The 15,381-nt window shown below is 34.7% G+C and carries 12 protein-coding genes; 3 read left to right on the top strand and 9 right to left on the bottom strand.

Annotated elements, in window-relative coordinates; genetic code table 11:
- Positions 1–19 precede the first annotated feature (19 nt).
- Positions 20–1,318, bottom strand: coding sequence for a hypothetical protein (locus tag PW52_RS11005; RefSeq protein WP_044633003.1), 1,299 nt, complete (start codon positions 1,316–1,318; stop codon positions 20–22).
- Positions 1,319–1,567: 249 nt separating this feature from the next.
- Positions 1,568–1,945: a carboxypeptidase-like regulatory domain-containing protein gene (locus PW52_RS11000; protein WP_052823460.1), complete on the bottom strand. Its 378-nt coding sequence runs from the start codon at positions 1,943–1,945 to the stop codon at positions 1,568–1,570.
- Between the two features lie 159 nt (positions 1,946–2,104).
- On the opposite strand from PW52_RS11000, the gene dgt reads away from it, so the two are divergent.
- Positions 2,105–3,445, top strand: a complete 1,341-nt coding sequence (gene dgt / locus PW52_RS10995) for a dGTP triphosphohydrolase (protein WP_044633002.1) — start codon at positions 2,105–2,107, stop codon at positions 3,443–3,445.
- A 204-nt stretch (positions 3,446–3,649) separates the two neighbouring features.
- Here the strand turns inward: dgt and PW52_RS10990 are convergent, their stop codons facing one another.
- The 3 genes from PW52_RS10990 to dxs form a co-directional block, all read right to left on the bottom strand.
- On the bottom strand, positions 3,650–4,168 hold the full coding sequence (locus PW52_RS10990) for a hypothetical protein (protein WP_044633001.1): 519 nt from the start codon (positions 4,166–4,168) through the stop codon (positions 3,650–3,652).
- A gap of 41 nt (positions 4,169–4,209) precedes the next feature.
- Positions 4,210–4,965, bottom strand: a complete 756-nt coding sequence (locus PW52_RS10985) for a DUF5995 family protein (protein WP_044633000.1) — start codon at positions 4,963–4,965, stop codon at positions 4,210–4,212.
- 65 nt (positions 4,966–5,030) lie between these two features.
- The gene (gene dxs / locus PW52_RS10980; protein WP_044632999.1) at positions 5,031–6,782 is read right to left on the bottom strand and encodes a 1-deoxy-D-xylulose-5-phosphate synthase; all 1,752 of its coding nucleotides are present in this window, start codon (positions 6,780–6,782) and stop codon (positions 5,031–5,033) included.
- 39 nt (positions 6,783–6,821) lie between these two features.
- Here dxs and PW52_RS10975 point away from each other — a divergent pair, with 39 nt between their 5' ends.
- Positions 6,822–7,271, top strand: a complete 450-nt coding sequence (locus tag PW52_RS10975; RefSeq protein WP_044632998.1) for a nucleoside deaminase — start codon at positions 6,822–6,824, stop codon at positions 7,269–7,271.
- Between the two features lie 268 nt (positions 7,272–7,539).
- Here PW52_RS10975 and PW52_RS10970 read toward each other — a convergent pair whose 3' ends face one another.
- The 4 genes from PW52_RS10970 to aspS all read right to left on the bottom strand — a co-directional run bounded on the left by PW52_RS10970 (position 7,540) and on the right by aspS (position 12,119).
- Positions 7,540–7,779, bottom strand: a complete 240-nt coding sequence (locus PW52_RS10970; protein ID WP_044632997.1) for a hypothetical protein — start codon at positions 7,777–7,779, stop codon at positions 7,540–7,542.
- An 8-nt stretch (positions 7,780–7,787) separates the two neighbouring features.
- Positions 7,788–9,572: a chloride channel protein gene (locus PW52_RS10965; protein WP_044632996.1), complete on the bottom strand. Its 1,785-nt coding sequence runs from the start codon at positions 9,570–9,572 to the stop codon at positions 7,788–7,790.
- 11 nt (positions 9,573–9,583) lie between these two features.
- The gene (locus PW52_RS10960; protein ID WP_044633136.1) at positions 9,584–10,285 is read right to left on the bottom strand and encodes a DUF6503 family protein; all 702 of its coding nucleotides are present in this window, start codon (positions 10,283–10,285) and stop codon (positions 9,584–9,586) included.
- A 79-nt stretch (positions 10,286–10,364) separates the two neighbouring features.
- Positions 10,365–12,119, bottom strand: a complete 1,755-nt coding sequence (aspS, locus tag PW52_RS10955) for an aspartate--tRNA ligase (RefSeq protein WP_044632995.1) — start codon at positions 12,117–12,119, stop codon at positions 10,365–10,367.
- A gap of 284 nt (positions 12,120–12,403) precedes the next feature.
- Between aspS and PW52_RS10950 the strand changes: the two genes are divergently transcribed.
- On the top strand, positions 12,404–15,286 hold the full coding sequence (locus tag PW52_RS10950) for a TonB-dependent receptor (RefSeq protein WP_044632994.1): 2,883 nt from the start codon (positions 12,404–12,406) through the stop codon (positions 15,284–15,286).
- The last annotated feature ends 95 nt before the right edge of the window (positions 15,287–15,381 follow it).

Below are 15,381 nucleotides of genomic sequence, written 5' to 3'. Positions count from 1 at the left end.
ATTAAATAATGGGTTTTAATTAGAAATCTACGTTTTCAGCTGCGTATGTCCAGCCAAAAACAGTAGTAGTAGCTCCAACTGTTTGACTCCCTAGAGTTACAGCAGTAGCTTCAGAACCTAAACCTGTTACAGTTTCGTTTTCTGCATTGTTTTTAAAGATGCTAGTAACATCTGTTACACCAGCAGGTAAAACGATTTCCCATTTACTCATAGAAATTAAACCAGCGTTATAGTTAACAGCAACACCATCGTTATCTAACTCTACATCAGAAGTATCTTTAAATCCGTAAGCATAAACATTGTTTACATGTCCTTGTGCGTTACTTCTCCAATCTGCATACTCACCGTTTGGAGTTGCAGTGTTACCAATAAGTGTTAAATCGTTGATAGTAAACTCACCATTAATTGAACCTTCTGGACCATCAATTTCTAAACCGTGATCTGAAGCATCACCTAAAATAACTACAGCGTTAGTAATAGTTCCAGAATAAGCTTGGTCGATATCTAAAGCATCATCACCTTGAGCCCATACTAATAAGTTAGAAGCGTTTACTGTTCCACCGAAAAATTCGATACCATCATCAACGTTAGCAACAACTTCTACATTATCGATAGTAGTTCCTGTACCAACACCACCAAGAGTTAATCCGTTAATTTCGTTTCCTTCTCCTAATAAAGCACCACCGTGACGGATAGAAACATATTGTAAAGTACCTGAACTATCAGCATCATCAAAAGATTCACCGTTAGCTAAATCGGCACCATATAATCCAAAAGTATCATCTGCAGCAATACCTTCAATATTTGCAAGACCAGTATCACCTGAAACAGATATTGTAGCATTACCTAACATAATAATTCCTCCCCATAAACCTCTGTTATCAGAAGTTAAGTTAGGACTTGAAGTTTCTCCTGGCGCTATCTCATCACTTTCTGAAGTAAAAATAATTGGAGCATCTGCAGTTCCAATAGCACTAATTTGAGCACCTCTTGCAACAATTAAAGCAGAAGATAAAGAACCTGTACCCGCTCTACCTTTTATAATAGTTCCTGGCTCGATAGTTAAAGTAACACCTTCTTGTACTACAACTTTTCTATCTAAAACGTAAACCTTATCTGCAAACCAAGTTGCATCAAGCGCAATACCACCAGAAACCACTATGGTTTCATAATCAGCATCATCACCACTATCAGTATCACCATTATTGTAATAATTGTTTGTAACCTCCTCTATAATAATTGGAGTATCATCATCTTGTAAACATCCAGTAAACACTAAAGCAGATGCAGTTAAAAAAGTTAAGAACGATTTTTTCATGAGTATTAATTTTTTAGATATTTTTTTGATTTAATTTTCTCTGCGCAAAGAAACCACTGTACGTTTAATATTGTGTTACCGAAAGATTAAACAACAGTAATAAAAAGGTTAGGTTAACGTTATTGATTTTGATTTTTAAAAACATTCGTTAACATTAATTTAACACTAAAAATTAGCGTTAATACGTGGCAATTTTCAGTAAATAAAATTTACTTTTTAAAGAGGAGAGGAGGAAATAGTTTGTGTTTATTAGTTAGGAGCAACCGTTTTGTTGTCGGCTTTTTCTAAAACACTTGCTAAGTCTTCGAAAGAAATGGTTTTAGCTTGCAATGCTATTTTTAAAGCTTCTTTGTTAGTAGTGTTATTGTTAACAGCTACTTCCTTGTTGTCGTATCCTGCAAACGAAAACACTAAAGTATAAGTTGTGTTTTCTAAAGCTTCAAACTTAAATACGCCTTGGGCGTTGGTTAGTGTTTTTTCGCCAGTTTCTTTAATTAAAACTTCGGCAAAAGCTAAAGGTGAATTTTCAATTTCGGCATCGAATAACGCTCCAGAAATGGCGTGGCTATTTTGGGCGAACATGGTGCCTGTAAAAACGAAGCTTAAAGCAATTAAAAAATGTTTCATGAGTTGAATTAAAAATTCAACTGCAAATAAAAAGCAATCAATCAAACCCAATGTTACCAAAACATCAACAAAAGTTAATTAAAAGTTTATCGTAATGTTAAGCCGTTTTTAGTCCTATATTATTTGGAAATGTTATATTGCTTTCATTTTACTAAAACAATGAACTGGGAAAAACTATTATCTTTAAAACGATTTGGCGATACGGAGCCACGTTTACGAATTGCGCAAGACGAAACCCGTTTGGGTTTTGAGGTCGATTACGATCGTGTCATATTTTCATCAGCGTTTCGAAGCTTACAAGATAAAACTCAGGTTATACCACTTTCCGAAACCGATTTTGTGCACACACGTCTTACTCACAGTTTAGAAGTTAGTGTGGTTGGCCGTTCTTTAGGACGATTAGCAGGAAAAAAAATTCTGGATAAATACCCGCATTTACAATACGATTTAGGTTATAAGGCTAACGATTTTGGAGCCATTGTTGCTGCAGCTGCTTTGGCGCATGATATTGGAAATCCGCCGTTTGGACATTCTGGAGAAAAAGCCATTGGCGAATTTTTTATAAACGGAGAAGGTAAAACATATAAAACAGAATTAACTCCTAAAGAGTATCAAGATTTATGCGATTTTGAAGGAAATGCTAACGGTTTTAAAATTTTGGCCGAAACACGTCAAGGTCGCGAAGGCGGATTAAGACTAAGCTACGCAACCTTAGGCGCTTTTACAAAATACCCAAAAGAGTCGCTTCCAAAAAAACCAACAACGCATATTGCCGATAAAAAATATGGCTTTTTTCAAAGCGAAAAAGAAGCCTTTATCGATGTAGCTAATAGTTTAGGTTTACAAAAACGAAGCGAAACAGATGTTAGTTTTTCACGCCATCCATTAACTTTTTTAGTAGAGGCGGCCGACGATATTTGCTACACCATAATCGATTTTGAAGATGGTATAAACCTTGGCCTTATACAAGAAGAATTTGCCTTAGAATATTTGTCGAAAATTATACGAAACACCATAAAACCAGAGAATTATTACGGACTCGCCACCCGCGAAGATCGCATTGGTTACTTACGGGCATTAGCCATAGGAAGCCTAATCGACGATGCTGTAAACGTATTTATGGAAAATGAAGACGCTATACTTAACGGCGAATTTAACTGTGCACTACTCGATAAGAGCAAGTACGATGCTCAAATAAAAGATATTATAAAAATTAGTATCGAAAATATTTACCAATCCAAAGAGGTAATCGATAAAGAAATTGTAGGATACGGGGTTATAAAAACCTTGTTAACCGCTTACACGCAAGCCGTTAATAACAGTTTTAAAGACCAAGCATCAAATTACGATAAGCTTATTTTAAAAAGTTTACCTGCTAGTTTGCAAACCAACCAAACCAGTTTGTACAAGCGTTTGTTAAGTGTTTGCCATTACGTCGCGTCTTTGTCCGATAGCAAAGCCATTTTAGAATACAAAAAAATAAAAGGTATCGGGTTTTAAAAACCCTTTGGGCGTTACCCCGTCCCGAATATTCGGGATCGGGGTCGGGCTTTCCGTTGCAAGTCCTCGCAAGTTGCGGGCTTTCCACTGCAATCCCTAACGCAACCACCAAATAAGTTTTAGGTTTATCCCAACTAAAAAAAGCTATTTGCAGAGGTAAAACGTTAAACAAATAATATAACGAAAGATTTTTATTAAAGCTTTTTAATCTTGTAAACTCCCTGCTGTTATTTCTAAAAGTTTTAGTGTATCATTTGTTAGTTTAATGTAATCATCAATATCTGATTCACTTATTTTCTTGTACTTATTTTTATTAGCGAATATAAACTCATTTTCTTCTAATGCGATGAAGGCTTTTGAAATGTCGTATCCATGAGCAATAACATTTCTTATTTCTATTACTTTGGTTAGATTTTCAGTAACTAAAGATTTGAAAGATTTAAAGTCGTAAATAATTATTCCATTGATTACAACAGGAGCTACTTTCAATTGTTTAACAACTTTGGATTTATATCTATTAGTTTTTAATAATTCACAGTAGATTTGTTTTTTACCACCAAAAGTCTTGTTAAAAACAAATAATTCTAAAAATTTACTTCTTGTTGTTTTATCAACAGATTTTGGAATAAAAAAATTAAAGATTATTTTATTCAGTAGTTCTTCAATCAACAAGCTTGATGATAAAACTTTTCCTCTTATTTTAATATCGTTTTTATTAGCCATTTTATTTTTTATTGTTGCAAATTAATTATAACCTGAAAACATTAATCCACGCGAAGTTTATCAATAACCTTTCCAACAGTTTTAACTTCAAAAAAAGAAATAATTTTTAGAACAAACCCAATAATTTTCGATTTTGGGTTTCTAATAATTTCGGCAACTTTAAGCACCAAATTATCAATGTTTTTAATAGCATCTGGATTATAATTAGTTCCCAACGACCATAGTAATTTAGCCGAATTCCAAGCCTGTTCTCTAGCTTTTCGCATGCTAAAATCAATAATCATTTCATCACTATTTTTTCCGAACCAATCCAATAAAAATAGAATTGGTGAAACCCGACTTAATCGTGCTTGTAGCTCATTAGTAATTCTAAATAAAATATCGTTTACTTTATTAAAGTCATTTTTTATAGCGTTAATATCTTTTCCATTCATAGTTGCAGCGGTGGCAATGGCTAAATCGAGATTAATATGCGCATTCATCCCCAACATAATATGTTGTAAAATACTAAGCGATTCGTTGGAATTATTAAAAGCAAAAGCCCAAGACTTCGATATTTCTTGGTTGTTTTTATAGCGTTGGTAGGCTTCTAAATATAAATTTGCAAAAGCCACGTCCATTATTTCTAGGCGTTGGTTATTTTCAAAATGACCCAAGCTAATTTCTAGAGCTATTTCGGCAGTGGTTCGGCGGTAAACATAAGCAAACAAACCCATACGATTATTGGTTGCAATGCATTCGGTAATAATTTCGTCGAGTTGCTCTAAAACTTCTTGAATTGTGGTGGCTGTTGGCATATAAATTAGCTAAAGTGATGTTAACTAAATTAGCTAAAATTTTTGTAACTACAATAAGAACAGTGTTATACAAATTTTTGAAACTCGATTTTCAGACTATTAACATCTAAACCAACCAATCTCTGCAACTCATCAACGCTACCATGTTCAATAAAATTATCGGGAATACCTTTAACTTTAATGGTGTTTTTGTAATTGTATTTTGCAGCAAATTCTAAAATTGAAGATCCAAATCCGCCTTTTACGCTATTATCTTCAACAGTAATTATGGTGTGATAGTTTTTAAAAATATCATGTAATAACTCCTTATCAAGCGGTTTTACAAAACGCATATCGTAATGCGAAACTTCTAAATTTTCAATCGTATTAGCAATGTTGTTAGCAATGGTTCCAACACTTAAAACAGCTAGGTTTTTCCCTTGTTTTAGCTGTTCGCCTTTTCCAATTTCAATAGGTTTAAACGGTAATTTCCAATTAAGCATATTTCCAGTTCCGCGAGGATAACGAATAGCGATGGGTTTATTTAAACCCAATTGGGCAGTGTACATGATGTTACGCAACTCAACCTCGTTTCTTGGTACAAAAACATCAAGATTTGGTATGCAATTTAAATAACTCAAATCGAAAACACCATGATGCGTAGCGCCATCTTCACCAACCAAACCGGCACGATCTAAACAAAAAATTACAGGCAATTTTTGCAAAGCAACATCATGAATTATTTGGTCGTAAGCCCGTTGCAAAAAGGTGGAATAAATATTGCAAAACGGAATTAAACCTTGTGTTGCCATGCCTGCAGCCAGAGTAACGGCATGTTGTTCGGCAATACCAACATCGAAGGCGCGTTCGGGCAATTCTTCCATCATGTATTTTAAAGAACTTCCCGTTGGCATTGCAGGCGTAATTCCAACAATATTTTCATTTAGCTTAGCCAATTCAACTATGGTTTCGCCAAATACGTCTTGAAATTTAGTGTAGCTGGATTTAGTTTTTGGTATAATTTCACCTGTTATGGCATCAAATTTACCAGGCGCATGATATTTTACTTGGTCCTTTTCTGCTTGTTTTAAACCTTTGCCTTTAGTGGTAATTACATGTAAAAATTTAGGGCCTTTTATGGTTTTTAATCGGTTTAATTCAGAAATAAGTGCTTCTAAATTATGCCCATCAATAGGTCCTGAATAATTAAAATTTAAGGCTTCAAAAATATTATCTTGCTTTTGTGTGCCTTTTTTAACATTGGTTAAATACTGTTTTAACGCTCCAACACTTGGGTCTATACCAATAGCATTATCGTTTAAAATTACGAGTAAATTAGCATTGGTAACTCCGGCGTGATTTAAACCTTCAAAAGCCATTCCGCTAGCAATACTGGCATCGCCTATTACTGCAACATGATGTTTATTATCGCCTTTTAACTGTGATGCAATAGCCATACCTAAAGCTGCAGAAATGGAGGTTGATGAATGCCCAACACCAAATGCATCGTATTCACTTTCTTCTCGTTTTGGAAAACCACTTATACCGTTTAACCTTCGATTTGTATGAAAAACATCTTTTCTGCCAGTTAAAATTTTATGTCCGTATGCTTGATGGCCAACATCCCAAATAAGTTCGTCTGTTGGTGTGTTAAACACATAATGCAAAGCAATTGTAAGTTCTACAGCACCTAAACTCGCTCCTAAATGGCCTTGTTTTGTTGCTACAATGTTTATAATAAACTCACGTAACTCTTGGGCAAGCTGAGGCAAGTCCTTTGGGTTTAAAAGACGTAGCTCTGTAGGTGATTGTATTTGATTTAAAATTGAATTTTGCACAACGCAAAAGTACAAGTTTGAATTTGTATTTTTGCTATTATGATAAAACCTTTTGACGACACCTATTTTATGAAAAAAGCTTTGCAGGAAGCTGAAGCTGCTTTTGATAAAGGTGAAATTCCTGTTGGTGCTATTATTGTAATAGAAGATAGAATAATTGCCCGCTGCCATAATTTAACAGAAACCTTAAACGATGTTACGGCCCATGCCGAAATGCAAGCTATTACTGCGGCAGCAAATTTTTTAGGCGGAAAGTATTTAAAAAAATGTACACTTTATGTTACTTTAGAGCCTTGCCAAATGTGCGCTGGAGCTTTGTATTGGAGTCAAATTGGGAAAATTGTTTATGGCGCTCGCGATGAAGAACGCGGCTGTATAAATTTAAACACTAAATTACACCCAAAAACTAAAATGACTGGTGGTATTTTGGCCGAAGAAGCTTCGAGATTATTAAAGCGATTTTTTACAGAAAAACGTAATTTAAATTAATATCTTTTGTCAGGTTGAGCGCAGTCGAAACCTAATTGATATAGTGTTATTTGGAAACTTTTCGACTGCGCTCAAGGTGAAATTTACCTGTTTCATTGAGTTTTTAGCTGTTTTTTTTGTGTTTTATATCAAACTCAGGTTCATTATCATTAAAGTCTATTATAATGTTGGTGTCTGCGTTAGCGATGGAATGGCCTGTTTGAGCTCACCGACGTAGGAGGTAGCGAGTAATGACAGCGCGACCCTTGGGTAACGCCAAAAAAAACAATTAAAGTTTACGTTTGTCTCCTTCACGTTTTCGCATGGATTCTAGGTTTTCTTTGGTAAGCATATAATCTTTTACATCTTTATCTTTCCAGTGGCGATAAGAAAACATTGGGATGACTACAAAAAATAAGGCAACTACGCCAAAACCTATGAGCTTTTCGGAGTAAGGGACTTGTAAAACGAAGCCACAAATAATGCTTGCTAATGCTGCAAAAAAGATGATGCCTATTAAATACTTCATGCTATTAATTAAGATTTTGTAAAATTAATTAATTCTCGGCGATATACCGTAAGTAGTTTAGATTTTGACACAAAACCCATGTATTTATTGTCTTTAATTACGGGTAAATTCCAAGCGTTTGAGTCTTGAAATTTCGCCATAATTTTTTTCATAGAATCGTTGTTGTAATCGATTATATCTGGCGCGTTGTGCATTAAATCTTCAACAAATGTAGTGTTGTATAGCGATTGATTAAACATGATGTCTCGAACATCGTCCAATAAAATAATACCAACTAAAGCATTATCATCGTCGACCACCGGAAATAAATTTCTTGTAGATTTTGAAACGCCTTCATGAAGCATATCGCCTAAACTCATTTCTGGTTTTAAGGGTACAAAATTGGTTTCTATAACTTTATTTATATCTAAAACCATAAGCACGTTTTGGTCTTTATCATGAGTCATTAACTCGCCACGTTGTGCTAGTTTTAAGGTGTAAATAGAATGTGAAATATAGTATTTTGTTATAGCAAACGATATGGCCGATACCAACATAAGCGGAACAAATAGTTCGTAGCCACCAGTAATTTCTGCAATTAAAAATATAGCAGTAAGTGGTGCATGTAAAACTCCTGCCATTAACCCTGTCATACCAATTAATGTGAAATTAGATTCTGAAACATGAAAACCAAATCCAATATTATTAATTATTTTGGCAAAGGCATTACCTAAGGCGCTTCCCATAACTAAAGTTGGAATAAATACACCGCCAACACCGCCGGCACCAAAAGTGGTTGTCATGGCTATAGCTTTAAAAATGGCAATTCCTAAAAGCAATGCAATTACAATCCAGATATTATTTAAATCTAATTCGAAAGGTGTGTTGCCAATAGCAGCAAGATGATCACCTTTAAGTAAGTTATTCATTATACCGTAACCTTCACCATAAAGCGGCGGAATAAAATATAAGATGGTTCCAATAGCTAAACCACCAATAAGTAAGCGTTTTGCTCTGCTTTCAAATTGTTTGAAAAAATTGGTAATGGCGAAAAATACTTTTGAAAAATAAACCGATGCAAAAGCCGTTACTAAACCTAAAATGATATAAAAGGCGATATCGTTTATTTGAAATTTATCGGTTAACTCGAAACGCAATAAAAAATCGGTGCCTAAGAAAAAATACGAGGTTATTACCGCTGAAACCGATGCTAACAGCAACGGAATTAAAGAAGCAAAAGCAACATCTAAACTAAACACTTCAACCGCAAAAATAATGGCGGCAATTGGTGCTTTAAACATACTTGCCATAGCTCCGGCGGCGGCACAACTAATAAGCAACATGCGGGTATTTGCATTTACATGTAATAAACGCCCTAAGTTTGAACCTAAAGCTGATCCTACACTTACGGCAGGACCTTGCAACCCAACCGAACCACCAAATCCTGCAGTTAGTGGTGCTGTAATTAGTGATGCATAAATATTATATCTGGGAATGATGCCTTTTAATTTTGAAATGGCATGTAATGTTGAAGAAATACCATGACCAATATGCTTTTTTAACCAAGTTTGTTTTATAATATAAACCAATAAAAGCCCTATAATTGGAAAAATAAAATAGAGGGAGTTTTGGTAGTTTTTAAATAAATCGATTTCGAAAAGCAACCTAATGTAATGGGTTATGTTTCTTAAGGTTACAGTACCTAATCCTGCTAAAAACCCAACGATTACACTAAGAATATACACAAAATTTCGTTCGGAAATGTGTTTGTATTTCCAAATTAAAAAATTTCGTAATAGTTGGTTAAATTTCATGAAGCCTCAAACTAATTTAAAATATCGGTTCCTAAATGTTTGTCGTCTTTATTCATGTACCAAGCTCTTATTTTTGGCATTTTTATATTACTGATTAATTTCTCGTCAGATAATAAAATGTATTCACCATCATTTTTGCTTTCATCATGATAAAATTGATACACTTCCATAGCATAAGTAACCTTATTAAAATAAAAATACCAAGTGTCTTTGCCAACACTTTTATCGTAAGTGGCTTTTAAAACTAAGTATGATTTTCCTTTAAAGGTTTTGTCTTCAACTTTTTCATGAATAATAGTGCCCTCATCTTTAAGCTTCATTGGTAAACCGTATAGGTAGCTGTAATAGTTTTTATAAAGCAATGCGCGCTTTTTACTTAATTTGTTTGCTTTTAAAATGGCTTCGGAAGGATTTTTTTCTCCATTGAATCCAATAATAACACTATCCTTATCCACGATATATTCTGAGACTTTATTTTTTACTTTAGCCTTTACTGAAAAATATTCGTTTGGCAAATCGATATAAATTTTACTTTCTCGATTAGGTTTTTCAGGAATGTCCATGATTATTTTTAAGGAATCGGAAAAGGTTTCCCAATGACCTTGCGGGTCGTGGTAAGCAATAGCTTTGTCTAACAATTGACTTCCGGTAATTTCTTGAGTAAAAACAACTAATGAAAATAAAAGTGTAACACATTGTAAAAGTTGTTTCATGGTTTTAATTTTTTTTAGTTGATTTATACAGCCCAATTAAAAGTAATAAAAAATCCTGCATGTGCAGGATTTTTTAAAATTATGATTTTAAATTAAGTTTTAAGCTTAATTCTGTGAGTTGCTCATCATTAATTGGTGCAGGTGCATCAATCATAACATCACGACCTGCGTTATTTTTAGGGAATGCAATATAATCGCGAATAGTTTCTTGACCGCCAAGAATAGCAACCAATCTATCTAATCCAAAAGCTAAACCACCATGCGGAGGCGCGCCATATTGAAAAGCATCCATTAAAAATCCAAATTGTGCTTTAGCTTCTTCTTCTGTAAATCCTAAATAATCGAACATTAAAGCTTGGGTTTCTTTATCGTGAATACGAATAGAACCACCGCCAATTTCGTTACCATTTAAAACTAAATCGTATGCATTTGCTTTAACCGCACCCGGATCTGTTTTTAATAATTCTATTTGCCCTGGTTTTGGCGATGTAAATGGGTGGTGCATGGCGTGGTAACGCTCGGTGTCTTCGTCCCATTCTAAAAGCGGAAAATCAATAACCCAAAGTGGCGCAAATTCGTTGGGTTTACGTAAACCTAAACGCTCTGCAAGTTCCATACGTAAGGCACTTAATTGTGCGCGTACTTTGTTAGTGTCGCCAGAAAGCACACAAATTAAATCGCCTGGTTTTGCACCTGTAACTTCGGCCCATTTAGCTAAATCGTCTTGATCGTAGAATTTATCTACAGACGATTTAAAACTTCCATCATCATTATATCTACAATAAACCATACCTAAAGCTCCAACTTGCGGACGCTTTACCCAGCTTATTAATTTATCAATTTCTTTTCTGGTGTAACTGTTTCCTCCAGGAACTGCAATACCAACAACTAATTCGGCATTATTAAAAACCCCAAAATCTTTATGCTGAGCTACTTGGTTTAATTCGCCAAACTGCATACCAAAGCGAATGTCTGGTTTGTCGTTTCCGTATAAACGCATGGCATCATCGTAAAGCATTCTTGGAAATTTATCGACTTCAACACCATTAATTTCTTTAAGTAAATGGCGTGTTAAACCTTCAAAGGTATTTAAAATATCTTCTTGCTCAATAAAAGCCATTTCACAATCTATTTGTGTAAATTCTGGCTGTCTATCGGCGCGTAAATCTTCATCTCTAAAACATTTTACAATCTGGAAATATTTATCCATACCACCAACCATAAGCAATTGCTTAAATGTTTGTGGCGATTGTGGTAAGGCGTAAAATTGCCCTTCATTCATACGACTTGGCACTACGAAATCGCGAGCACCTTCTGGCGTAGATTTTATTAAATATGGCGTTTCAACCTCAATAAAACTGGCATTAGACAGGTAATTACGAACTTCTTGAGTTACTTTATGCCTAAAAATCAAGCTGTTTTTTACTGGATTTCTTCTAATATCTAAATAACGATATTTCATGCGAATATCTTCGCCACCATCTGTTTTATCTTCAATTGTAAATGGCGGAAGTTTAGCTTTGTTTAAGATAGTAAGGTCCGAAACAAGCACTTCAATATCACCTGTTGGTATATTTGGGTTTTTAGAAGCACGCTCTTGTACTTTTCCCTTAACTTGAATTACAAATTCACGTCCAAGCTTTTGGGCGGTTTCCAAAACTTTTTTATCGGTTTGCTCTTCATCAAAATATAATTGAGTTATCCCGTAACGGTCTCGCAAATCTACGTAAACCATAAAACCCTTATCTCTAACACCTTGCACCCAACCTGCTAAGGTTATTTCTGTATTTGTATGTGATGCTCTTAATTCACCACAGTTATGACTTCTGTACATATCGAAATTTTAATCGTGCAAATTTAATAAATACTAGAGAGTATTGGTTTTATATGGAAGCTTTTTTGAAAAAGAGTAAGAAAATGGAAAAAGTGATTTTTGTTAAACGTATTTAATACGTTTAAAATAGTTAATTATTTTTTAATAACCAATAATTATTACTGTTATAATTTGCGAATAATTTAGTGAAATTAACTTTTTATTGATAATATTATTTCTTGCGATTACGTAAATTCTGTCAGAATGTTTATCTTAGTAGTAATTAACTTAAAATATAACTAATTATGAATCAATTTTTACAATTAAGACGTATTCTGGCTTTTCTGTTTTTAGTAACAGTAAATGCCATAAATGCTCAAGAGGTAACCGGTACCGTAAAGGACGAAACGGGACCATTACCGGGTGTATCGGTAGTTGTTAAAGGGACAACTACAGGAACAACTACTGATTTTGACGGAAATTATACTGTTACAGCTAATAATGGCGATGTACTTATATTTTCGTATGTTGGATACGATACTCAAGAAATTACAGTTACAGGACCAAAATTAAATGTCTCTTTAAAATCTGGTGTTGCACTAGATGAAGTTATACTAGTAGGTTCTAGAAACCCAGCAAGAACAGCAACAGACACACCTGTTCCTGTTGATGTTATTGACATTTCTGAATTAACTTCTGCTGGACCTCAAGTAAATTTAAATCAAATTTTAAACTTCGTAGCGCCTTCATTTACATCAAACACGCAAACCATTTCAGATGGTACAGACCACATCGATCCTGCTTCGCTAAGAGGATTAGGACCAGATCAAGTGTTAGTTTTAATTAATGGTAAAAGAAGACACAACTCGTCGCTTGTTAATGTTAACGGTACTTTTGGTAGAGGTAGTGTTGGTACCGATTTAAACGCTATTCCTTCTGGTGCCATAAAACGCTTAGAAGTGTTACGCGATGGTGCTGCTGCTCAATATGGATCGGATGCTATTGCAGGTGTTATTAATATTGTGTTAGATAGTAGTGTTAACGAACTTACTTTAAACATGACTACCGGAGCCAATTTTTCAAAAAACGCCAACGGGCAAACTGGCGGTGTTGACGGCGAAACCATTAATATAAGCGCTAACTATGGTATTCCGTTAGGAACTAATGGAGGCTTTATTAACTTAACTGGCGATTTCGATTTTAGAGATTCGTACAACAGAATGAAAGAGTGGGAAGGGGATGTGTTTAATTTATATAATACAGTAGAGCGTTTTGCAAATGCCGACGGTTATGATATTGCAAACTTATTAGATGATGATGTTGATGATGTTATTCAATATGGAAATCAAGCAGGGTTAGGCTTAAGCCAAACTGCAACAAAAGAAGAATTACAAGCTATTTTAAGCGCTGATAATACTGAAGCAGAATTAGCTGCAAGAGGTTTAGTTAGAAGCGATTTCAATATGCGTGTTGGGCAGTCTGAAGTTCGCGGCGGACGCTTTTTTGGAAACTTATCTTTGCCAATCGACGATCAAGGCACAGAATTATACTCTTTCGCTGGTATTAGTTCAAGAAAAGGAAATTCTGCAGGTTTTTATAGGTTACCAAACCAAAGCAGAACGTATACACCGGCTTATATAAATGGTTTTTTACCTGAAATAAACTCAACCATTACCGATCAATCTTTTGCTGTTGGTATTAAAGGCAAAGTAAACGACTGGAATGTAGATTTAAGTAATTCTTGGGGTAAAAATGAATTTTTATACGTTATTGGAAACACTTACAATGCTTCCATGCAAAATGCATCGCCATTTACTTTTGATGCTGGCGGATTTAGTTTTGCACAAAACACCGTTAATTTAGATATTAATAAATTTCATGACGACATTTTAAACGGTTTAAACGTGGCTTTTGGGGCTGAATATCGTTTAGAGAAATATGAAATTTATGCCGGTGAAGAAGCTTCTTATGGCCAATATACAGCCGCTGGAGAGTTAATTAAAACTTCAACTCAGGTTGCTGCGCAAGATTTCTTTGGAGAAGCAAGACCCGGAGGTTCGCAAGTTTTTCCTGGATTTAGACCAACAAACGAATTATCTCGTGGCAGAAATAGTGTTGCTGCTTATTTTGATTTAGAAGCCGATTTTTCGGAAACATTTTTAGCAAGTTTTGCAACGCGTTACGAAAATTATTCCGACTTCGGATCGACGATTAATTTCAAATTAGCCGGTCGTTTAAAGGCAAGTGAAAATGTAAACATTAGAGCCGCTGTAAATACAGGGTTTAGAGCGCCATCGCTTCACCAGTTAAATTACAACTCGGTTTCTACTATTTTTGTAGATGGTATTGCTCAAGAAGTTGGAACATTCTCTAACGATAGTAAAGTGGCAAATCTACTTGGTATTCCTGCGCTAAAAGAAGAAACTTCTAGAAGTGTTAGTTTTGGGGTTACTGCCAAAATTCCAGATGCCAATTTAAGTATTACAGCCGATGCTTATTTTGTGGCTATAGATGATCGTGTTGTTTATACTGGAACCTTTGAGCCTCAAACAGAAGCTGATGGTAGTTATACTGACGATGCTAACGAAGAATTAGCAAATTTATTAACTCAAGCCAATGCATCGGGAGCTGCGTTTTTTGCGAATGCCATCGATACAGAGTCTAAAGGTTTAGATATTGTAATTACTCACAAAGCCGATATTGGAACAAATGGAAGATTGGTAACCGACTTATCGGGTACACTGTCTAAAACAAAACGTGTTGGCGATATTAAAGCCTCAAATGTTTTAGAAAATGCAGGTTTAGTTGAAACTTATTTTGATGAGTCTAGCAGAATTTATTTAGAAGAAGCGGTGCCAAGAACTAAAGTTAATTTAACCAATAACTACACCGTTAATAAATTTAATTTGTTTTTGCGTAATGTTTATTTTGGTCCTGTTTCTGAAGCAACCAATACGGTAGCTAATCAGCAAGAGTTTTCATCTAAAATTGTAACCGATTTATCTTTTGGTTATCAAGCTACAGATGCCCTAACACTTACCATTGGAGCTAATAATTTATTCGACATCTATCCAGATAGAGCTATTGAAGCTAATAGAAGTAGTGGGCGTTTCGACTGGTCCAGAAGATCTCAACAATTTGGTATTGGTGGTCGATTCCTTTTTGCCCGTTTAAGCTTTAAATTATAATATTGAAATAACTTACTTTAAAATTGAAAAGCCTCAACATATGTTGAGGCTTTTCTGCTATTAATCAATATTTTTAATAGGGATTAAAAATATTA

Source organism: Neotamlana sedimentorum (assembly GCF_000943565.1).
Lineage (GTDB): Bacteria > Bacteroidota > Bacteroidia > Flavobacteriales > Flavobacteriaceae > Neotamlana > Neotamlana sedimentorum.
This window is presented reverse-complemented; position numbering and strand designations above follow the sequence as displayed.

Bases quoted from the DNA above. Each gene is read 5' to 3' on its own strand.
- PW52_RS11005 (WP_044633003.1), bottom strand. From the start codon at position 1,318: ATGAAAAAATCGTTCTTAACTTTTTTAACTGCATCTGCTTTAGTGTTT.
- PW52_RS11000 (WP_052823460.1), bottom strand. From the start codon at position 1,945: ATGAAACATTTTTTAATTGCTTTAAGCTTCGTTTTTACAGGCACCATG.
- dgt (WP_044633002.1), top strand. From the start codon at position 2,105: ATGAACTGGGAAAAACTATTATCTTTAAAACGATTTGGCGATACGGAG.
- PW52_RS10990 (WP_044633001.1), bottom strand. From the start codon at position 4,168: ATGGCTAATAAAAACGATATTAAAATAAGAGGAAAAGTTTTATCATCA.
- PW52_RS10985 (WP_044633000.1), bottom strand. From the start codon at position 4,965: ATGCCAACAGCCACCACAATTCAAGAAGTTTTAGAGCAACTCGACGAA.
- PW52_RS10975 (WP_044632998.1), top strand. From the start codon at position 6,822: ATGATAAAACCTTTTGACGACACCTATTTTATGAAAAAAGCTTTGCAG.
- PW52_RS10970 (WP_044632997.1), bottom strand. From the start codon at position 7,779: ATGAAGTATTTAATAGGCATCATCTTTTTTGCAGCATTAGCAAGCATT.
- PW52_RS10965 (WP_044632996.1), bottom strand. From the start codon at position 9,572: ATGAAATTTAACCAACTATTACGAAATTTTTTAATTTGGAAATACAAA.
- PW52_RS10960 (WP_044633136.1), bottom strand. From the start codon at position 10,285: ATGAAACAACTTTTACAATGTGTTACACTTTTATTTTCATTAGTTGTT.
- aspS (WP_044632995.1), bottom strand. From the start codon at position 12,119: ATGTACAGAAGTCATAACTGTGGTGAATTAAGAGCATCACATACAAAT.
- PW52_RS10950 (WP_044632994.1), top strand. From the start codon at position 12,404: ATGAATCAATTTTTACAATTAAGACGTATTCTGGCTTTTCTGTTTTTA.